Below are 17,321 nucleotides of genomic sequence, written 5' to 3' on the forward strand. Positions count from 1 at the left end.
GATACGGGGAGCAATTTGCCGGATGGTTGATTGGCCGTTTGGGTGGGGGACGGACACCCGGATCCAGTAGGTTGCAACGATGTTGAACGGCTCGCATATATAATCTGAACTCTCCTCTAAGCCGTTGCCGGAGTACCGAAATGAGACCGTCTGAAGCGCTCAGCGCCCATCGCGCCGAGGTCAGGAAGATCGTTGCCGACAATCATGCCATCAATGCGCGTGTGTTCGGCTCGGCCATTCGCGGCGAAGACCATGACGACAGCGATCTCGACCTGCTGGTGGATCCGACGCCCGAAACGACGTTGCTGGATATCGCTCGCATTCAAAGCCGCTTGCAAAAACTTCTCGGCGTCTCCGTTGACGTCCTGACGCCCAGAGCACTTCCTGAGTCGTTCAGGGCCCGCGTCGTTGCCGAAGCGGTGCCTGTGTGAAAAAAAGCGATTTGCGGGTCGGCGACTACGTTGACCATATGCTCAACGCCATCGAGCGTATTGGGCGGTACACCCAAGGTATGACCGACTCAACCTTCCTCGCCGACGAATTGGTGCAGGATGCGGTGATTCGTAATCTGGAAATCGTTGGCGAGGCAGCGCGTAATATTGAACGCGATCACCCCGAATTCGCCGCAGCCCACCCGGACGTTCCCTGGGAGGAAATGTACCTGATGCGCAATCGCGTCGCGCACGGGTACTTTTCCGTCGACCTGGGAATCGTGTGGCAGACGCTGCAACGCGAACTACCCGATCTCCAGCAACTACTTTTCCGTCTGAAACACGCCTAGGTCGGTCGCGCGGCCATGCAGACCCCGCGCCCCACTCACTTCCGCCGGCTCTCCAGCTCCTCCCACCGCTCCATCGCCGCCAGCAGCTCATCGTCGATCGCCGCATAGCGCGCCGTCAGCCTCGTACCTTCCGCCGCATCCTTCGCGAAGATCGAACCGTCTTCGAGCTGACCACCAATCGTCTTCTGCTCAGCCTCAAGTGCGGCGATCTGCGCCGGCAACGCCTCGAGCTCGCGCTGCTCCTTGAATGACAGCTTGGCGGCACGCTGCTGCGTGTTGCGGCTCGCGGGCGCTCCGCCGTCCTTCGAGGTCGCTTCCCTGGCGGTTTCCTTTTGCGCTTCCTGCGCCATCTGCTGCGAGCGGTCGCGCTGGATCTGCCAGTCGGTAAAGCCGCCGACATACTCGCGCCACTTGCCCGCCCCTTCCGAGGCGATCACCGAAGTCGCGACGTTGTCCAGGAACGCGCGATCGTGGCTGACCAGCAGCACGGTGCCGTCGTATTCCGTGAGCAGTTCTTCGAGCAGTTCGAGGGTGGGAATATCGAGGTCGTTGGTCGGTTCGTCGAGCACCAGCACGTTGGCCGGCCGCGCGAACAGACGCGCCAGCAGCAGACGGTTACGCTCACCGCCCGACAGCGACTTGACCGGCGAACGAGCGCGTTCCGGCGCGAACAGGAAGTCGCCGAGATAGCTCATCACGTGCTTTTTCTGGCCGTTGACTTCAACCCACTCGCTACCCGGGCTGATGGTGTCCGAAAGACTCTTGTCCAGATCGAGTTGCGCACGCATCTGGTCGAAATAGGCGACTTGCAGATTGGTGCCCACGCGCACCGTGCCTTCGTCCGCCGGCAACTCGCCGAGGATCAGCTTAAGCAGCGTGGTTTTACCCGCGCCGTTCGGGCCGACGAAGCCGATCTTGTCGCCGCGCATGACTGTGGCCGTGAAATTGTCCACTACCGTGCGCGAACCATAGCGCTTGGTCACATCGGTCAGTTCGGCGACGATCTTGCCGGACCGCTCGCCCTGACCCACGTCCAGCTTGACGTTGCCCTGCACGTTACGGCGCTCCGCGCGATCCTTGCGCATCTGCTCGAGCCGGGCAATCCGGCCCACGCTACGCGTGCGGCGCGCTTCGACGCCCTTGCGGATCCACACTTCTTCCTGCGCGAGCAGCTTGTCGAACTTGGCCGCTTCCACCTGCTCGATTTCAAGCTGCTGCGCCTTGCGCGTCTGGTAAGCGGTGAAATTGCCCGGATACGACAGCAGACGGCCGCGATCCAGTTCGACGATGCGCGTAGCGACCCGGTCGAGAAACGCGCGATCGTGGGTAATGAACAGCAGGCCGGCCCGCAGCGAAACCAGCAGTTCTTCGAGCCAGCGAATGCCTTCGAAGTCGAGGTGGTTGGTCGGTTCGTCCAGCAGCAGCACGTCCGGCTGCACGACCAGCGCCCGAGCCAGCGCCACGCGCTTTTGCATGCCGCCCGACAGCGAGCCGACCCGCGCCTCTCCGTTCAAACCGATCTGCTGCAGCGTGGTGGACACGCGCGTGCTCCAGTTCCAGGCGTCGGCATGGTCCAGCGCCGACTGCAGCGTGTTCATGCGCGACATGAGCGAGTCGTGCTCCTGGCCTTCGGGCTCGTCGGCGAGCTGGTTGGCGACCGCGTCGTATTCATCCAGCAGCGTGCGGGCGTGAGTAAGACCGGCGGCGACCGCGTCGAACACCGTGTCGTCCGTATCGAACTCCGGCTCCTGCGGCACGTAGACCGAAGTCAGGCCCTGCTGGCGCGTGACGAGGCCGTCATCCGGCTTGCTCAGATCTGCGACGATCTTCAGCAACGACGACTTGCCCGCCCCGTTGCGACCGATCAGCCCGACGCGTTCGCCCGCTTCAAGAGAGAAATCCGCGTGATCGAGCAACGCGACGTGACCGAACGCCAGCTGCGCCCCGGTAATGGTGTAAAGCGACATGGAGATTTGGCAGAAGACAGCAATGAGCAGGAAGCGCTCATTGTACCGGTCGCGCAGGCGGATGCCCGGATGCCGGAAGACATAGGCGTTCTTACAGCACCGCGGCGGCGGTTCAAATCAGCGCTTTGTCAAATTCCGGTAATATTGCGCGTCGCCGCGCGCCCCAAAAAGGGGCAGAGTGCGTGGATCGTTGCATTGAACTGAAGAAAGAGTGTGTCGTGAGCGAAGTTATTGTTGAGTACAAAAGCTGGGTCTGCCTGATTTGCGGCTGGATCTATAACGAGGAAGAAGGTCTGCCGGAGGACGGTATCGCCGCCGGCACGCGCTTCGCCGATATCCCCGAGGATTGGCGCTGCCCGCTGTGCGATGTGGGTAAGGCGGAGTTTGCGGTTGTGGAGTTTTGAGGTGGCCATTGTGGAGTTTTGAGGTGGCCATATTGCTGTAGGTGCGCGGCTTGACCGCTGATGCGCCCGGCGATAGGGACGGCCCGGCCGGGTTGGCGCCCGCCGGGCTGCTTTGTTTCGTGGGGCGATGGTTTGGGATGAATGCCGGCGCCATTCGCAGGCGCAGATGGCTTTGCTATACTCTGGCCCCTGCGGCGCAATTCATCCAGACGCGTGCCGGCGGGTCATTGATGCCTGACAACGCCCGCTATGCCGACGTTAGAATTGAACGCGTTCCGCGCTACGGCGGGTCAACTTAGGAACGTAGCGGTTTGGCGGAACAGATGCGCTCGCGGTGCCTCTCCCCGTAGTTCAATGGATAGAACAAGTGCCTCCTAAGCGCTAGATACAGGTTCGATTCCTGTCGGGGGGACCATCCTTACTCTCACCCACTCCCACCTAAAGCCGTTCGAGACCCTGTCGCGGCGCGTGGACCGAAAGCGGCCTCGGCATTTGATGCTGCCGCGAAAATGAACAGCCCCGCTCGGGGCGGGGCCTAGTGCGACACCCTTTCCAGATATTCGAACGGTTGCGTCGCCGTATGTTGGTTGGTCGACTTCAGTAGGGTTTAATTTATGCCTGTCTTTAGATCCCAAAATTGACGTCGACGCGGCGTGCTTTCGCCGTCACGGCCCCCCAATCTTTCACCCCCTTCGCCCACCCCAACCCGCGCCCTTACCCGTGCTATGTTCCGCCCCGACCCCAACTAGGTCGCGTTGGAATAGACAGGCAGAAAGGAGATGGAGCAGTTTTTCATGAGACGGGGCAGCGCCGTCACGTATTTACTGGCGCGTCGTCGCGCATGGTTCGCCGCGATCGCGGACACGTCCCGCGGCAACATCGAAATGGAATCGAGAGAGATCGAACAGATCGAGCGTCTGATACTCGACGTCCGCGCAGGCCGGGTCCGCGCCTTCGAGTTGACCCGGCCAAAACGCGTTGCGATTTTCGTCACAGACTAGAGGCCAGCCAGGTTCGCCCTAAGCCACTCCGCGATTTCACCCAAGGTCTGCACACTCTGCGGAAACCGGACGACCTGGCTCGGCGTCACCGGAAAGTTATGCCCCATATCAGGCGCATGCAGATGGGTCACCGCCACGCCCGCTGCCTTCAGCTTTTCCGCATACGCGATACCCTCATCCCGCAGCACATCGTATTGCGCTGTCGTCACCAGCGTTGGCGGCAGCGCGGGGACATCGCGCAATTGCAGCGGTGCCACGCTCGTATCATCCGCTGACACACCGGGCGCATACAGTTCCCAGAACCAGCGCATCGTGTTCGCCTCGAGCCCGTAGCCAGTCGCATTCTCCGGGTAGGACGGATGATTCGCACTCGGATGATCCGTGGCCGGATACAGCAACAGCTGGGCACGCAGCGCATGCGCCCTCGACTCGCCGCAAAGCCGGTTGGCAGTCACCGCCGCCAGATTCGCCCCGGCGCTATCGCCACCCAAAGCCAGCCGCGACGCATCCCCGCCCCACTCGTGCGCATGTGCGGCCACCCAATCAAACGCCGCAAGGGTGTCCTCCAGCGCCGCCGGATAGGGATGCTCCGGAGCCAGTCGATACTCCACCGAGACGATGATCACGCCCGCCGCCTCGCTCAACAACCGGCAAAACGGATCGACCGTCGCCACTGCGCCGATGACCCAGCCGCCGCCATGCAAGTACACCATCACAGGTCGCGGCTGTGCCTCTCCTGACGGCAAATAGATGCGCGCATTTAAACCGCTGGCAATCTCCACGTCACGGGTCTCGACGCCGTTAGGCAAGCCGGCAATCGACGCCCGGCTTTCCAGCGCACGCATCATGAGGGTGCGCGCCATACGCACCCGCTCTTCATTCGTCGCACCGACCGGTGGCGCGACCGCGGCCGCGGCCTGCTCGTCCAGCACGCGACGTACTGCTGCATCAAACGGCTTGCGCTCGTTCATAACGGATTCCTGGGATGTTGGGCCACGCAGGCCTCGTTGGAGTCTCGGAAAAATACTGCAAATTCCGCCCGGCTGCCACGAACCACGCAACACCCGCAAAACGCCTCGACCAAAGCAATCAGGCCCGCATCTCGTAGGAGATGCGGGCCTGATTCTTAACAGCTGGCGTCTAACCAGACGCTCGCCCTGCCTGCAACGGCGCAGGCAACGCTCGATTAGCGAGCGTTAGAGACCGGCGGCGAATACGGGCTAACGGTCGTGTCGGCACGGGTTCCTGCCTGCGTCGAGCCGCTGACATTCGAACCATAACCGGTCGTGTTGCCGTTTTGTGCGGCGACACGTGCTTCAGCAGCCTGGATGTCTTGCGGATAGTCGTTTTCGTCTGCAGTCGACGGGTTATAACCCGCCTTTTCCAGCTGGACCAGTTGCGCACGAACTTCTGCGCGCGTAAGCGGCTGGTTCGTCTGGGCAAACGACACAACCGGGGCAGCGAGGACAGCAGCAATAGCCATAGCTTTGATGAGCGATTTCATGGTGATACCTCCGAAGATTGTTTTGTGCGGCGCTACAAACAATGTTGTTTGCAGCCGGTAACGACAGTCTAGAAGGGTCAACACCTAGGGTAAATACCTAAATCTCGAATTCACTGTTGTGACGAATAGCACAATCGGAGGAAGCCGCGCTCGAGTCATAGCGCATGAATTGATGCGATAAATCCACGCTGTTCGTCCGATTGACCGGCTTGCCGCGGCGGTAATCTTCAATCCATGGATTCCCATGATCGATCGGATTCCTAGCTAATTCACGCAGGCAGACGAAAAGTACGCGCATTGCGATTCCTGAAATTCATCAGACGGATCGCACGTAGCAGACACCAGGCACACACGGCTCGACCACAGGATCTACGAGGAAAATATGAACCCGTTTATCGACGAAGGCATCGCCCACATCGCTCGCGTGATGAGGCCGGCGTTGTACGGAGAGCTCGGCGGCACATATTTGCCGTCCGCCTACTGGCGTCAGCGGCTCTATCAGATCCTGGACACTACGCACCTGTCGAACGCGCAGCTTCGCACCGTCGACGGCCTGCTGCTCGAACTCGACGAGTTCGATCTGTGCACCAAAGTCCCTGCGTCCCGACAAGCGCAAGTCGAACTTGCGTCATAGGGCTGCAAGGCTAACCAAGGCTTCGTCACTGCAGCCACTTGCGCACATCCTGCTCCCATGCAGGCTGGCCGCATCCGGAAGGATTCTCCGGCCCCAGCACGGTAATATAGCCGCGTGTTTTCATACACGCTTCGTACGCCCGCACTTTCACGCAGCGGCCTCCCGCAGTACTTTGGGACACGGCCTTGCAGGCGGCGATGGAATGGTCCATCGGACCGAAATCCATATCGTCGGCGTTCGACAAGCCTGGGGAATCGGCACCGGTAGCCGAAAACTCAACCGGACCGCTTTGGGCGCATCCCACCAGCGACAACGCCGCCGCCAACGCGCTAACCAACAGAAGTGAGCTGCATGCTTTCATCGTCCCCTCTCCGATTGAATCAACCGCGCTCATGATACGCCGGGCATTGAGGCGGCCCCAGAGAACCTGGCCGACCTTCCACGTCACATACCGGCCTGCTTTTTTTCGGCGATAATCGCGGCCATCCCAGCCCGTCAGCACCTATGAGCAAGCCAGCGAACCCGCAACGCCAGATCGACGCACTGCTCCAGCAGGCCGTGGCGCTGCAGCAAAACGCGGCCTACGCCGAAGCGGAAGAGCTCTACCGCGAAATTCTCGCGCTGAGGCCCAAACACTTCGATGCCATCCAGTTGCTCGGCGCATTGACACTCCAGTCAGGCCGCATCGAAGAAGGGATCGATCTGCTCAAGAAAGCGGTTGCGATCAACGGCATGCAGGCGCCAATCCACTCCAATCTCGCCTTTGCTTATAACGCGCTGCGCCGGTTCAAGGAAGGTCTTGCTAGCGCAAATCGGGCACTTGCACTGCAAGGCAATTTCGTCGATGCGCTGAACAATCGCGGCAACGCGTTGGCGGGGCTCGATGCGCCCGCCGAAGCGTTGACGAGCTTCGAGCGTGCGCTGAAATTGCGGCCGGAATTCGCGCAGGCATGGAGCAACCGGGCCTGCGTTCTGCGCGATCTCGGCCGTCCGGCGGACGCGTTGGCGAGCTGCGATCAGGCTATCGCACTGCAGCCCGATTACGCTGACGCATGGAGCAACCGCGCGAATGCATTGAGCGATCTGAATCGCCCGCAGGATGCGCAACTGAGTTACCAGCGGGCGCTCGAATTCACGCCCGCGTTTGCCGACGCCTGGAACAATCTTGGCCTCACGCTCGTCGACCTGAATCAGCATGAGCAGGCGCTGCAGAGTTACGAGCGCGCGCTGAGCCTGAACCCCGAGTTTGCCGAAGCGCACTGGAACAAAGCGCTGTGCCTGTTGCAAATGGGACGGTTCGAAGAAGGTTGGCAACAGTACGAATGGCGCTGGAAGCGCAACCGGATCAAGGCAAGCCAACGCGCCTTCGAGCAACCGCTCTGGCTGGGCGATTTCCCGATCGATGGCAAAACCATCCTCCTGCATGCGGAACAGGGGCTAGGCGATACGCTGCAATTCTGTCGCTATGCGGCGCTGGTATCCGCGTTGGGCGCCAAGGTCGTGCTCGAAGTGCCCACTGAACTGATCCGCCTGCTCGCGAATCTGGATGGCGTGACGCAGTTGATCGAGCAGGGCCAACCGCTGCCGCCTTTCGATTGTCACTGTCCGTTGCTCAGTCTGCCGCTCGCGTTCAGGACGGACCTGTCGAATATGCCGCAGCAGGTGCCCTATCTGTTCGCCGAGGCGCAGGCATCGCAACGTTGGGCCGAACGACTCGGGCACGATGCGCACGCCAATCGCGAGCTAAAAGTGGGCCTCGTCTGGGCAGGCGGGCACCGTCCCCACGTAGCGGAACTCAGAAAGAACGACGCACGGCGCTCGATCACGCTCGAAGCGCTGCGGCCGATCCTCGATGTCCCGCATGTACGCTTCTACAGCTTGCAAAAAGGCCCTGCCGCGCAGCAGCCCGCGCAACTGCCGGAACTCGGTGAACGGATCACCGATTACACGGACGAACTCACGGACTTCGCCGATACCGCCGCCCTCGTTGCCAACCTGGACCTGGTCATCTCGGTCGATACGGCAGTGGCCCACCTTGCCGGCGCACTCGGCAAACCCGTCTGGATCCTGAATCGCTTCGACACCTGCTGGCGCTGGATGCTCGAGCGCCGGGACAGTCCGTGGTATCCGAGCGCCCAGCTATTTCGGCAGCCAGCGCTGGGCGATTGGGAAAGCGCGATCCAGTCGGCGCGCGCGGCTCTTGCGACACGCGCCGAAACCGGCGCGCCGTCGCACTAGTCGCACCTCAATTCCGCTTCGGAATCTCCAGCCCACGCGCCACTGCCGGTCGAGCGACGAACGCGTCGAGCACCCGCTTGACGCTGGGAAAATCCTCAATCCCCACCAGCTCCGCGGCCTCGTAGAAGCCGATCAGGTTACGCACCCACGGGAAAGTCGCGATATCGGCGATCGTGTACGCGTCGCCCATCAGCCACGCACGGCCGCTCAGCCGCTTCTCCAGCACGGCGAGCAGGCGCTTCGCTTCCGCCACATAGCGGTCGCGCGGACGCTTGTCCTCGTACTCCTTGCCGGCGAATTTATGGAAGAAACCCAGTTGACCGAACATCGGACCGATGCCGCCCATCTGGAACATCACCCATTGAATCGTCTCGTAACGGCCAGCGGCATCCTGCGGCATGAACTGGCCGGTCTTTTCGGCCAGGTAAATCAGGATCGCGCCGGACTCGAACAACGGCAGAGGCTTGCCGTCGGGACCGTTCGGATCGATGATGGCCGGAATCTTGTTGTTCGGATTGAGCGAGAGGAATTCCGGCGACATCTGATCGTTCGTGTCGAAGCGCACCAGATGCGGTTCATAGGCAAGGCCGGTCTCCTCGAGCATGATCGACACCTTGACGCCATTGGGCGTGGGCAGCGAATAGAGCTGCAAGCGCTCGGGATGCTGGGCCGGCCACCTGGCGGTGATGGGAAAAGCGGAAAGATCGGTCATAGAAACCTTGTCGGTCTGGATGGACTGGAGCGGTGACGATGTTCTCTGTGCGGGACAAACACGCCCAGAGAACGAGGCGTCCAATATAAACGCTCCGGCAAAACTTTTCCGGGTTCGCGCAACGCGGGGTTATCCAACGCCCATGGCAACGCACGGACCCGCGAAGACGAGGGATCCAGCCAATCGCCTATCGGCTGCAAGAAGGCTGTCCGGCGCAACTTAAGAAGTTATGCTAATTAACCAGCTCAGCACGTGCACGAAGACCGTTGCAGCGCGTCAGAGAAAAGAAAAGGCGCCGAAGCGCCTTTCCCGTCAAACCAGATCACCTGACTTACGGCGCATTCCGCTTGGCGTTGTCCTTGGCTTGTTCCTTGCCGTCGCCGTAGGCCTTGCGGATTTCGCCCGCGCCTTGCTGGAGATCGCCCTTCAGTTCCTGGGTCTTGTTGCCCGTGGCCTTGCCGACGGCTTCGTTGACCTTGCCCTTGACTTGCTCGCCCACACCCTTCACTTGGTCTTTGTTCATGTTCGACTCCATGCGATTGCAGTGCCGACGCGACATTGCGCCAGTACTTTCATCCCCGCAACGGCCGTGCCCGACTCTCATCCCCCTGCCATGCCACCCGAAAAAATTTTTACGCGCAGCCCTAAAGTCGCCATTTACCCTGCCGATAACGAGGCATGGACCCTATTCCGACCGCGCCGAACAACGCCTTGCTGGCGACGTTTATCGATCAGGACATTGCGCACATCCGTCGCGTGATGGAGCCCTCACTGCTCGGCGATCTGGCCGGCCCGATCCTGCCGCCTGCCTACTGGCGCGGGCGTCTGAACAAGTTGCTCGATACCGGGCATCTGAGCCACGCGCAACTGTGCGCAGTCGACAGCCTTCTGTTGGTACTCACCCAGTTCGATCCCGCCGACAGCCTCCCCGCCTGGAAAACGCTGCCGCTCGGCGCGCACGAAAAACGCCCGGCGCAGGCACGGCGCGTTCGCTGACCGCCCCGCCCTCTGGACAGGTCGCGCCTTCCCTCGTTTCCCGCTTTTACCGGCAAACCAGCAGGTAAAAAAAAGCCGCGGACTCGGGGCCGCGGCTGAACACACGGTAACGCGGAGATCAGCGTCACTAGGGATAAGCCTAACAACCCTAAATCACGCCCGCAATAACACTACCTAACGCGGCACCTATACGGACAGCTTTCTTGTCTGACATGTCTGCAAGCTGGCTGCATTAAGCGGTCCGCCCAAGCACGTAACCGTACCTCCCACCGTGCCAATACGGCGATCAATGCTCGCCGCGGCGATATTTTTGCCTCAGTGCCGAGCCACAGCGCGCCCTTTCAGCCGTTTTTGCTGACCGAAAGCGGGGAAAAACAGGAAAAAGGGACAACTCCAGGTCATAATGTCCGCAAAAATCCCCAGCAAGGACTGCTAGTGACCCAGGCCCCACCGCTCGAGCTGCTACAACAGGCGCGCACACGCTTCACCCAACGAGAAATCGCCGCTCACGTCGGCAAGGACATCAAGACCGTGCGCCGCTGGGAAAAAGGCGAGACGCCCTGTCCGTCGATGCTCGAACCCGCGCTGCGCGATCTGCTGCAAGGCGGCGCGGCGCTCAAGCACGGTGCGGCTAACGGGACAGCCCATTTCCGCTTCATCGATCTGTTCGCCGGCATCGGCGGCATCCGCATGGGCTTCGAGGCGCAGGGCGGCGCGTGCGTCTTCACAAGCGAGTGGAACGATTTCTCGAAGAAGACCTACCTGGAAAACTACGGCGCGGATCACTCGTTTATCGGCGATATCGTGTCATTTCCCGCCAACGAGGTGCCGGCGCACGACGTCCTGCTCGGCGGCTTTCCCTGCCAGCCGTTCTCGATCGCGGGCGTCAGCAAGAAGAACGCAATGGGCCGGCCGCACGGCTTCGAGTGCTCCACTCAGGGGACGCTCTTCTTCGACGTCGCCCGCATCATCGCGGCCAAGCAGCCTGCAGCGTTTCTGCTGGAGAACGTGAAGAATCTGCTCTCCCACGACAAGGGCCGCACCTTCGAAGTCATCCTCCAGACCTTGCGCGACGAACTGGGCTATGAAGTGCACTACAAGGTCGTCGATGGCCAGCATTTCACGCCGCAACACCGCGAGCGCATCATCATCGTCGGCTTTCGCGGCAAGACCGCGTTCTCATGGGACGACCTGCGTCTGCCGAGCGTCGGCCCACGGCTCGGCTCGATCCTGCACCGTATCGACGGCAGCGAACCGGTGCTGCCGTGGGACCACGACCGCTTCTTCGATCACGCGAAACAACGCGTGCAGCCGAAGTACACGCTCACGCCGAATCTGTGGACCTATCTGCAGAACTACGCGGAAAAGCATCGCGCGGCAGGCAACGGCTTCGGTTTCGGCATGGCCTACCCCGATAGCGTGACGCGCACCTTGTCGGCCCGTTATCACAAGGACGGTTCGGAAATCCTCGTCTCGCAAGGCAAGCGGCTGCGTCCGCGCCGCCTCACGCCGCGCGAATGTGCCCGGCTCATGGGATTTCCCGACACCTTCCGGATTCCCGTCAGCGACACCCAGGCCTACCGCCAGTTCGGCAATAGTGTCGTGATGCCGGTGATGCAGGAAGTCGCGCGCATCATGCTGCCGCACGTGCAGGCGCGCCTGCGCGCGAACTGATGGTCGACATCGTCGACGCTGCCACCCGCAGCCGGATGATGTCCGGCATTCGCGGACGCAATACCAAGCCGGAGTTGCTGATCCGCAGCCTGCTGCATCGGCGGGGCTTCCGTTTTCGGCTGGACGCGCGCGATCTGCCGGGCCGCCCCGACATCGTTCTGCCTCGCTACCGCGCGGTTATCTTCGTGCACGGCTGCTTCTGGCATGGCCACGATTGCCCGCTCTTCAAATGGCCACAGACGCGCCCGGACTTCTGGCGCGAAAAGATCGGCCGCAACCGCGCCAACGACGAGAAGTCGCGCGCCGCTCTGCTCGCGGCCGGCTGGCGCGTCGGCGTAGTGTGGGAATGCGCATTGCGTGGAGCCAATCGGGACCTCGACGGCGTGCTGCAACGACTGGTCGACTGGCTGCACAGCGGCGTTTCCGAACTCGACGAGCGCGGCTGAGGCCCCGGCTCAGTTTGCCGGCTCATTGCACACCCGCTGTAAATGAGCCGCCCGATAACCGCACATCATTCCCAGTGAAAGCCTGTCCGGAAGCCGGCGGGAGGCGGGCGTGACCCAGCCCGCCTCGACCAGGCAGACGAGCCGCCGGTGATACACTCGATTGGCTCACCCGGGTCTGTCCGCGAGTCTGCCAGCACAACGCGCAGTACGCGTTTTTCCGGCAGCTCGCCCCATCTGGGAACCACCTGAAGGAGGCATATGATGGCTGATTTCCGTCTCTGGTCCGACGACTTTCCCACCAACGGCTTCATGCCGAAAGCGCAGGAATACCACGACAAGGCGTTCGGCGTGGATGGCGAGAACATCTCTCCGTCGTTGCAGTGGGAAGCACCGCCGGAAGACACGCAAAGCTTCGCCCTCACCGTCCACGATCCCGATGCGCCAACCGGCAGCGGTTTCTGGCACTGGGTCGTAGTCAATATCCCGGTTGACGTCCGCTCGCTGCCGCGCAACGCCGGCAAGGTCGACGGCAGCCTGCTGCCGCAAGGCGCGCTACAGGTTCGCAACGACTACGGCACAGTCGGCTTCGGCGGCGCAGCGCCGCCGCGCGGCGACAAGGCCCACCGCTACATTTTCCGCTTGCATGCGCTGAAGGTTGCGCACCTGCCGATCAATGCGGAGACGACCAATGCGGTCGCCCGTTTCATGACTCACCTGAACGAACTCGATTCGACGACGCATACCGGTCTGTACGAACTGAAATAATCACGCGCACAGTGGCGCTGCGGCGCGCTCCAGGGCCACTGCGGCGCCGCCACGAAAGCGCCAAGAAAACGCAGCGAGAACCGGGCAACGAGGCAGTGCGGCGCGGCGCAGGACGCGCGCCGTGTGCTCCCGCCCGAACTCGCACATAACTCCTGAGACGATGCACGCACACGCTTCCGGTAAAAACGGTTCCAGTCCCGCAGGCGCTCCCGCCGGCGCCCACTCCCTCCCGCCCGACCCCGAACTCGGTCTGCCCCTGCCGCAGCGCTACTGGGCGATCGTGGTCGTGGCGCTCGGCATTACCCTCGCCGTGCTCGACAGCGCTATCGCCAACGTGGCCCTGCCCACCATCGCGCGCGATCTGCATGCGAGCGCCGCCGCGTCGATCTGGGTCGTCAACGCGTATCAGCTTGCGATCACGATCTCGCTACTACCGCTGGCGTCGTTAGGTGACCGTATCGGCTACCGGCGCGTTTATCTGGGCGGACTGATCCTGTTCACCGTCGCCTCGCTCGGCTGCTCGTTGTCCACTTCGCTGGTGACGCTCGCCGCCGCGCGAGTGATTCAGGGGTTCGGCGCAGCGGGCATCATGAGCGTCAACACGGCCCTCGTACGCACCATCTATCCGCCTGCACAGCTCGGGCGCGGCGTCGCCATCAACGCGATGGTGGTGGCGGTCTCGTCCGCGGTCGGTCCGACGGTGGCCTCTGGGGTGCTCGCCATCGCGCCGTGGCCATGGCTCTTTGCCATCAATGTGCCGATCGGTCTCGCGGCCATCGCCACCGGCTTCAAGGCGCTGCCGGTCAACCCCGGCCATAAGGCGCCGTACGATTATCTGAGTGCCGTGATGAACGCGTTCGCATTCGGCCTGCTGATCTTCGCAGTGGACGGACTCGGACACGGCGAATCCAAGGGCTATATCGCGCTCGAAGCGATCGGCGCCGTGGTGATCGGCTATTTCCTCGTACGCCGGCAGTTGACGCAGCCCGCGCCGCTACTGCCCGTGGATCTGCTGCGCATTCCGGTGTTTGCGCTATCGGTCGGCACCTCGGTTTGCTCGTTCGCGGCGCAAATGCTGGCGTTCCTTTCGTTGCCGTTCATGATGCAGGACAACCTCGGCTTGTCGCAGGTTCAGACTGGCTTGCTGATGACGCCCTGGCCACTCGTCATCATCGTCGCCGCGCCGCTTTCGGGTGTGCTGTCGGATCGTATGTCGGCGGGCTTGCTGGGCGGAATCGGACTCGTTGCCATGACGGTGGGTCTGCTGCTGCTCGCCACGCTCGGCACACATCCGGATAGTCTGCAGATCGCCTGGCGCATGGCGGTGTGCGGCGCGGGCTTCGGCATCTTCCAGTCACCCAACAATCGCACCATGCTGGCATCGGCGCCGCGCGCGCGTAGTGGTGGCGCGAGCGGCATGCTGGGCACTGCGCGACTGACCGGACAGACGCTCGGTGCCGCGCTGGTGGCGGTGATCTTCGGCACCGTGCCGCAGCACGGGCCGACCGTTGCGCTGTATGTGGCAGCGGGTTTTGCGGCGGTAGCGTCAGTGGTGAGCACGTTGCGCGTGATGCAGCGGACAACTCCGGCCGCTGCATAGGCTCGCGTTTTCGCAGACGAGGATGTGGATTTGGATTTGGACGTGCGTAGCCAGTGCCGCACAACAGCTTCATGAATCCGCAACACGCATAACGCGAACCTCAAAGGCTCGCATTACCCTTCCGCACGACCACCACGCACAAGCAAAAACGGCGGCCTGATGGCCGCCGTTTGCATGCTTTCGTAGCATTGAGTGGACCGCAGACAGCGGGACCGAACCTCAATTCACCGCCTGATCGATTCGACGTGACAGCGAGCAACTGAGACCCGCCGACACCTGAGCGCATCATCACGACTGAGCGCTAAATTGAGCGCTCAGTCGCTTCAACGCTTCAGGTTGCTGCCACGTCCGCGAGCTTTACCGCTTTGGCCGTCACCGAAGACGCCGTCGCCACATTGCGCAGGTCCGCAAGGAACGTATCGCGCCACACCGACAGATTGTTCTCGCGCAGCGGCGCCATCATGTCCGCATGACGGGCCTGGCGTTCCGCGAGCGGCATCGACAGCGCACGCTCGAGTGCTTCGGCCATCTGCGACAGGTCGAACGGATTCACCACCAGTGCACCCGGCAACTGCTCGGCTGCGCCGGCAAACTGCGACAGCACCAGCACGCCCGGATCCGCGGGATCCTGAGATGCCACGTACTCCTTCGCAACCAGATTCATCCCGTCGCGCAGCGGCGTCACATAACCCACTTGCGACTGCCTGAACAAAGCCATCAGCAGATTGCGTTCGTACTTGCGGTTCAAATATTGAATCGGCGTCCAGTCGAGCTGCGCAAAGCGGCCATTGATACGCCCCGCTTCACCCTCAAGCGTCTGACGAATGCGCTGATATGTTTGCACGTCCGAGCGCGTCGGCGGTGCAATCTGCACCAAGGAGACGCGGCCGTGCCAACCGGGCGCCGAGAGAAGTAACCGCTCGAAGGCCTGGAAGCGCTCGACCAGCCCCTTCGAATAATCGAGGCGGTCCACGCTCATGATCAGCTTGCGGCCGCGCATGCCATCGCGCAGGCTGCGCACCGGTTTGCGGTCGGTGAACTGCTCCGCGGCTTTGGCGATTGCATCGGGATAGATCCCGATCGGATAGGCCGCGACTTTGAGGAAACGGTTATAGGCGTGCACCATGCCGTCGTCGCTCGACGTGCCGTGCTGCCCGCGCTCGATATAGTCGACAAACGACTGCCGGTCCGCTTCAGTCTGGAAGCCGACCACGTCGTAGCTGCACATGGCCTTCACGAGTTCCTCGTGCGGCGGCACGCTACGCAACACTTCCGGCACCGGAAACGGAATATGCAGGAAGAAGCCAACCGGGTTTTTCACGCCGAGTTCGCGCAGGCACTTCGCAAACGGCAGCAAGTGGTAGTCATGGACCCAGATGATGTCATCGGGCTTGACCATCTCCTTCAGCTGCTTCGCGAGCGTCTGGTTCACGCGCAGGTAGCCGGCGTACTCCTGACGATCGAAGCGCGACAAGTCGTTGCGGTAGTGGAAAGTCGGCCATAGCGTTGCATTCGAAAAGCCGCGGTAGTACTGATCGTAGTCGCGCTTGGTGAGACCCACCGTTGCGTAAGTCACGTTGCCCTGCTTTTCGATTACCGGCGCCGATGGCTCTGCCACCGTTTCGCCGCTCCAGCCGAACCATACGCCGCCGGTTTCCTTGAGGGCGTCCAGTACACCGATTGCAAGACCACCTGCTGCGGGGCGGCCTTCCTGCGTCGGCGCGACACGATTCGATACCACAATCAATCTGCTCATTGGTGCTCCACCTCATTCAGTTGTTCGTTGCATGCGGGGATGTGCCGTCGTGGTGCATGCAAGTCGCGTGCCGTATCTCTAAATTCGCGGAATAAAAATGTATGCAAATGTGACAGGCAAGCATAAACCTGCCGTCCGCAGGCATCGCGCGAAAATTTTTTGCTTCGTATGAGGAAACGACGAAATCAGTCAGGCGTCCTGCTCGGAACCGAGGTCACGCTGATATTCGATGCCTTCCGGGCGTACCCCACCCTGGTTGTGTTCGCCGTCCGGTGGCGCGTCGGGCGCAATGCGGTTCTGCCCTGCTGGATCGTGTCCTGGCGAGTCCGCTCCTGCAGACGGGCCGCCCGATGGCGAAGCCCCTGCTCCGCCGCCGGGGCGCGAATCGCGCTTCGAATGGCGCGCGGAGCGCCGCAATGCCGGGTGTCTCATGATCGATGCCTCCTGGGGAAGCCCGCCGCCCTCGTTGACGGTATCAACATAGTCTAGGGCTCACGACAGTAATTTGCCGGTAAAACCGTCGCCGGCTTTGTAACAAGTACATCAACGAATGAAACGCGCTGATGGCGGCCACAAATGATAAGGAGCGAAGTGACCGCCGCCTCGAAAGTCGCGTCAGAGCGCCCACTACGAGAGCGCACCGCGCGAAATATGCGGCGTCTCATTGGGCTGCGGAGGCGGATCGCCGATAGGCGGTGCAGTGGGTTCGACCGGTTCGCGGGTCGGGTCCGGCACCGTATCGGGCTCGTGAGGGTTGGGCGGGTCAGTCGGCTCGGGGCGATGCGCCTCGAGCACAGTAGCGTGGGTAGGCGACGACATAGAAGTCCCTTGTGTGCGTTTGGG

The 17,321-nt window shown here is 62.0% G+C and carries 22 protein-coding genes and 1 tRNA gene; 13 read left to right on the forward strand and 10 right to left on the reverse strand.

What is annotated here, in order from left to right; genetic code table 11:
• Positions 1–140: 140 nt before the first annotated feature.
• Positions 141–431 (forward strand): nucleotidyltransferase family protein, encoded by a 291-nt coding sequence (locus P3T24_RS27640; RefSeq protein WP_429408759.1) that lies wholly within the window; start codon positions 141–143, stop codon positions 429–431.
• Positions 428–781 (forward strand): HepT-like ribonuclease domain-containing protein, encoded by a 354-nt coding sequence (locus P3T24_RS27645; RefSeq protein ID WP_429439615.1) that lies wholly within the window; start codon positions 428–430, stop codon positions 779–781. The genes P3T24_RS27640 and P3T24_RS27645 overlap by 4 nt, the downstream gene beginning before the upstream one ends.
• A 35-nt stretch (positions 782–816) precedes the next feature.
• Here P3T24_RS27645 and P3T24_RS27650 read toward each other — a convergent pair whose 3' ends face one another.
• Entirely contained in the window at positions 817–2,748 is a 1,932-nt protein-coding gene (locus P3T24_RS27650; protein WP_074265425.1) for an ATP-binding cassette domain-containing protein, read from the reverse strand.
• A 6-nt stretch (positions 2,749–2,754) separates the two neighbouring features.
• On the opposite strand from P3T24_RS27650, the gene P3T24_RS27655 reads away from it, so the two are divergent.
• The 4 genes from P3T24_RS27655 (at position 2,755) to P3T24_RS27670 (ending at position 4,153) form a co-directional block, all read left to right on the forward strand.
• Positions 2,755–2,952 carry a hypothetical protein gene (locus tag P3T24_RS27655; protein WP_429439618.1) on the forward strand — a complete coding sequence of 66 codons (198 nt, stop codon included), beginning with the start codon at positions 2,755–2,757 and terminating at the stop codon, positions 2,950–2,952.
• Between the two features lie 14 nt (positions 2,953–2,966).
• On the forward strand, positions 2,967–3,152 hold the full coding sequence (locus P3T24_RS27660) for a rubredoxin (RefSeq protein WP_074266166.1): 186 nt from the start codon (positions 2,967–2,969) through the stop codon (positions 3,150–3,152).
• Positions 3,153–3,492: 340 nt separating this feature from the next.
• Positions 3,493–3,567, forward strand: a tRNA-Arg gene (locus P3T24_RS27665).
• Positions 3,568–3,946: 379 nt separating this feature from the next.
• Positions 3,947–4,153 carry a hypothetical protein gene (locus P3T24_RS27670; protein WP_074266167.1) on the forward strand — a complete coding sequence of 69 codons (207 nt, stop codon included), beginning with the start codon at positions 3,947–3,949 and terminating at the stop codon, positions 4,151–4,153.
• Here P3T24_RS27670 and P3T24_RS27675 read toward each other — a convergent pair.
• From P3T24_RS27675 to P3T24_RS27685, 3 genes are all read right to left on the reverse strand, one after another.
• On the reverse strand, positions 4,150–5,124 hold the full coding sequence (locus P3T24_RS27675) for an alpha/beta hydrolase (RefSeq protein WP_429439621.1): 975 nt from the start codon (positions 5,122–5,124) through the stop codon (positions 4,150–4,152). The two genes, P3T24_RS27670 and P3T24_RS27675, sit on opposite strands and share 4 nt — an antisense overlap.
• Before the next feature lie 215 nt (positions 5,125–5,339).
• Positions 5,340–5,657, reverse strand: coding sequence for a DUF4148 domain-containing protein (locus tag P3T24_RS27680; protein ID WP_429439623.1), 318 nt, complete (start codon positions 5,655–5,657; stop codon positions 5,340–5,342).
• Positions 5,658–5,754: 97 nt separating this feature from the next.
• A complete protein-coding gene (locus P3T24_RS27685) occupies positions 5,755–5,955 on the reverse strand; it encodes a hypothetical protein (RefSeq protein WP_429439625.1) in 201 nt (66 codons plus the stop codon).
• Between the two features lie 84 nt (positions 5,956–6,039).
• Between P3T24_RS27685 and P3T24_RS27690 the strand changes: the two genes are divergently transcribed.
• Positions 6,040–6,291: a hypothetical protein gene (locus tag P3T24_RS27690; RefSeq protein ID WP_074265439.1), complete on the forward strand. Its 252-nt coding sequence runs from the start codon at positions 6,040–6,042 to the stop codon at positions 6,289–6,291.
• A gap of 25 nt (positions 6,292–6,316) precedes the next feature.
• On the opposite strand, the gene P3T24_RS27695 is transcribed toward P3T24_RS27690, so the two are convergent.
• Entirely contained in the window at positions 6,317–6,739 is a 423-nt protein-coding gene (locus P3T24_RS27695) for a hypothetical protein (protein WP_429439628.1), read from the reverse strand.
• Positions 6,740–6,795: 56 nt separating this feature from the next.
• On the opposite strand from P3T24_RS27695, the gene P3T24_RS27700 reads away from it, so the two are divergent.
• Positions 6,796–8,529: a tetratricopeptide repeat protein gene (locus tag P3T24_RS27700; RefSeq protein WP_429439630.1), complete on the forward strand. Its 1,734-nt coding sequence runs from the start codon at positions 6,796–6,798 to the stop codon at positions 8,527–8,529.
• Positions 8,530–8,536: 7 nt separating this feature from the next.
• Here the strand turns inward: P3T24_RS27700 and P3T24_RS27705 are convergent, their stop codons facing one another.
• Together P3T24_RS27705 and P3T24_RS27710 are read right to left on the reverse strand one after the other, a co-directional pair.
• A complete protein-coding gene (locus tag P3T24_RS27705; protein WP_429439633.1) occupies positions 8,537–9,241 on the reverse strand; it encodes a glutathione binding-like protein in 705 nt (234 codons plus the stop codon).
• Between the two features lie 331 nt (positions 9,242–9,572).
• On the reverse strand, positions 9,573–9,764 hold the full coding sequence (locus P3T24_RS27710; protein WP_074265443.1) for a CsbD family protein: 192 nt from the start codon (positions 9,762–9,764) through the stop codon (positions 9,573–9,575).
• A gap of 155 nt (positions 9,765–9,919) precedes the next feature.
• Here P3T24_RS27710 and P3T24_RS27715 point away from each other — a divergent pair, with 155 nt between their 5' ends.
• From P3T24_RS27715 to P3T24_RS27735, 5 genes are all read left to right on the forward strand, one after another.
• Entirely contained in the window at positions 9,920–10,237 is a 318-nt protein-coding gene (locus tag P3T24_RS27715) for a hypothetical protein (RefSeq protein WP_429286279.1), read from the forward strand.
• 435 nt (positions 10,238–10,672) lie between these two features.
• Complete coding sequence (dcm, locus tag P3T24_RS27720; RefSeq protein ID WP_429439635.1) at positions 10,673–11,911, forward strand: DNA (cytosine-5-)-methyltransferase; 1,239 nt, start codon at positions 10,673–10,675, stop codon at positions 11,909–11,911.
• Positions 11,911–12,357 (forward strand): very short patch repair endonuclease, encoded by a 447-nt coding sequence (locus P3T24_RS27725; RefSeq protein WP_429439637.1) that lies wholly within the window; start codon positions 11,911–11,913, stop codon positions 12,355–12,357. The genes dcm and P3T24_RS27725 overlap by 1 nt, the downstream gene beginning before the upstream one ends.
• 261 nt (positions 12,358–12,618) lie before the next feature.
• Entirely contained in the window at positions 12,619–13,122 is a 504-nt protein-coding gene (locus P3T24_RS27730; protein WP_429439803.1) for a YbhB/YbcL family Raf kinase inhibitor-like protein, read from the forward strand.
• A gap of 160 nt (positions 13,123–13,282) precedes the next feature.
• Positions 13,283–14,722, forward strand: coding sequence for an MFS transporter (locus tag P3T24_RS27735; RefSeq protein WP_429439640.1), 1,440 nt, complete (start codon positions 13,283–13,285; stop codon positions 14,720–14,722).
• Positions 14,723–15,053: 331 nt separating this feature from the next.
• Here P3T24_RS27735 and otsA read toward each other — a convergent pair whose 3' ends face one another.
• The 3 genes from otsA to P3T24_RS27750 all read right to left on the reverse strand — a co-directional run bounded on the left by otsA (position 15,054) and on the right by P3T24_RS27750 (position 17,297).
• Positions 15,054–16,478: an alpha,alpha-trehalose-phosphate synthase (UDP-forming) gene (gene otsA / locus P3T24_RS27740; RefSeq protein WP_429439643.1), complete on the reverse strand. Its 1,425-nt coding sequence runs from the start codon at positions 16,476–16,478 to the stop codon at positions 15,054–15,056.
• A gap of 189 nt (positions 16,479–16,667) precedes the next feature.
• Positions 16,668–16,910 carry a hypothetical protein gene (locus P3T24_RS27745; RefSeq protein WP_074265450.1) on the reverse strand — a complete coding sequence of 81 codons (243 nt, stop codon included), beginning with the start codon at positions 16,908–16,910 and terminating at the stop codon, positions 16,668–16,670.
• Between the two features lie 195 nt (positions 16,911–17,105).
• Positions 17,106–17,297: a hypothetical protein gene (locus P3T24_RS27750; protein ID WP_429439646.1), complete on the reverse strand. Its 192-nt coding sequence runs from the start codon at positions 17,295–17,297 to the stop codon at positions 17,106–17,108.
• Between the last annotated feature and the right edge of the window lie 24 nt (positions 17,298–17,321).

Origin of the sequence: Paraburkholderia sp. GAS33, assembly GCF_050436645.1 — a bacterium.
Taxonomy (GTDB): Bacteria; Pseudomonadota; Gammaproteobacteria; order Burkholderiales; family Burkholderiaceae; genus Paraburkholderia; species Paraburkholderia phenazinium_B.

What these genes read in the sequence shown, in the direction of transcription:
- P3T24_RS27735 (WP_429439640.1), top strand. Translation starts at nt 13,283, where the DNA reads ATGCACGCACACGCTTCCGGTAAAAACGGTTCCAGTCCCGCAGGCGCT.
- P3T24_RS27710 (WP_074265443.1), bottom strand. Translation starts at nt 9,764, where the DNA reads ATGAACAAAGACCAAGTGAAGGGTGTGGGCGAGCAAGTCAAGGGCAAG.
- P3T24_RS27750 (WP_429439646.1), bottom strand. Translation starts at nt 17,297, where the DNA reads ATGTCGTCGCCTACCCACGCTACTGTGCTCGAGGCGCATCGCCCCGAG.
- otsA (WP_429439643.1), bottom strand. Translation starts at nt 16,478, where the DNA reads ATGAGCAGATTGATTGTGGTATCGAATCGTGTCGCGCCGACGCAGGAA.
- P3T24_RS27730 (WP_429439803.1), top strand. Translation starts at nt 12,619, where the DNA reads ATGGCTGATTTCCGTCTCTGGTCCGACGACTTTCCCACCAACGGCTTC.
- P3T24_RS27690 (WP_074265439.1), top strand. Translation starts at nt 6,040, where the DNA reads ATGAACCCGTTTATCGACGAAGGCATCGCCCACATCGCTCGCGTGATG.
- P3T24_RS27650 (WP_074265425.1), bottom strand. Translation starts at nt 2,748, where the DNA reads ATGTCGCTTTACACCATTACCGGGGCGCAGCTGGCGTTCGGTCACGTC.
- P3T24_RS27685 (WP_429439625.1), bottom strand. Translation starts at nt 5,955, where the DNA reads ATGCGCGTACTTTTCGTCTGCCTGCGTGAATTAGCTAGGAATCCGATC.
- P3T24_RS27715 (WP_429286279.1), top strand. Translation starts at nt 9,920, where the DNA reads ATGGACCCTATTCCGACCGCGCCGAACAACGCCTTGCTGGCGACGTTT.
- P3T24_RS27725 (WP_429439637.1), top strand. Translation starts at nt 11,911, where the DNA reads ATGGTCGACATCGTCGACGCTGCCACCCGCAGCCGGATGATGTCCGGC.
- P3T24_RS27675 (WP_429439621.1), bottom strand. Translation starts at nt 5,124, where the DNA reads ATGAACGAGCGCAAGCCGTTTGATGCAGCAGTACGTCGCGTGCTGGAC.
- P3T24_RS27700 (WP_429439630.1), top strand. Translation starts at nt 6,796, where the DNA reads ATGAGCAAGCCAGCGAACCCGCAACGCCAGATCGACGCACTGCTCCAG.
- P3T24_RS27670 (WP_074266167.1), top strand. Translation starts at nt 3,947, where the DNA reads ATGAGACGGGGCAGCGCCGTCACGTATTTACTGGCGCGTCGTCGCGCA.
- P3T24_RS27680 (WP_429439623.1), bottom strand. Translation starts at nt 5,657, where the DNA reads ATGAAATCGCTCATCAAAGCTATGGCTATTGCTGCTGTCCTCGCTGCC.
- P3T24_RS27745 (WP_074265450.1), bottom strand. Translation starts at nt 16,910, where the DNA reads ATGAGACACCCGGCATTGCGGCGCTCCGCGCGCCATTCGAAGCGCGAT.
- P3T24_RS27640 (WP_429408759.1), top strand. Translation starts at nt 141, where the DNA reads ATGAGACCGTCTGAAGCGCTCAGCGCCCATCGCGCCGAGGTCAGGAAG.
- P3T24_RS27705 (WP_429439633.1), bottom strand. Translation starts at nt 9,241, where the DNA reads ATGACCGATCTTTCCGCTTTTCCCATCACCGCCAGGTGGCCGGCCCAG.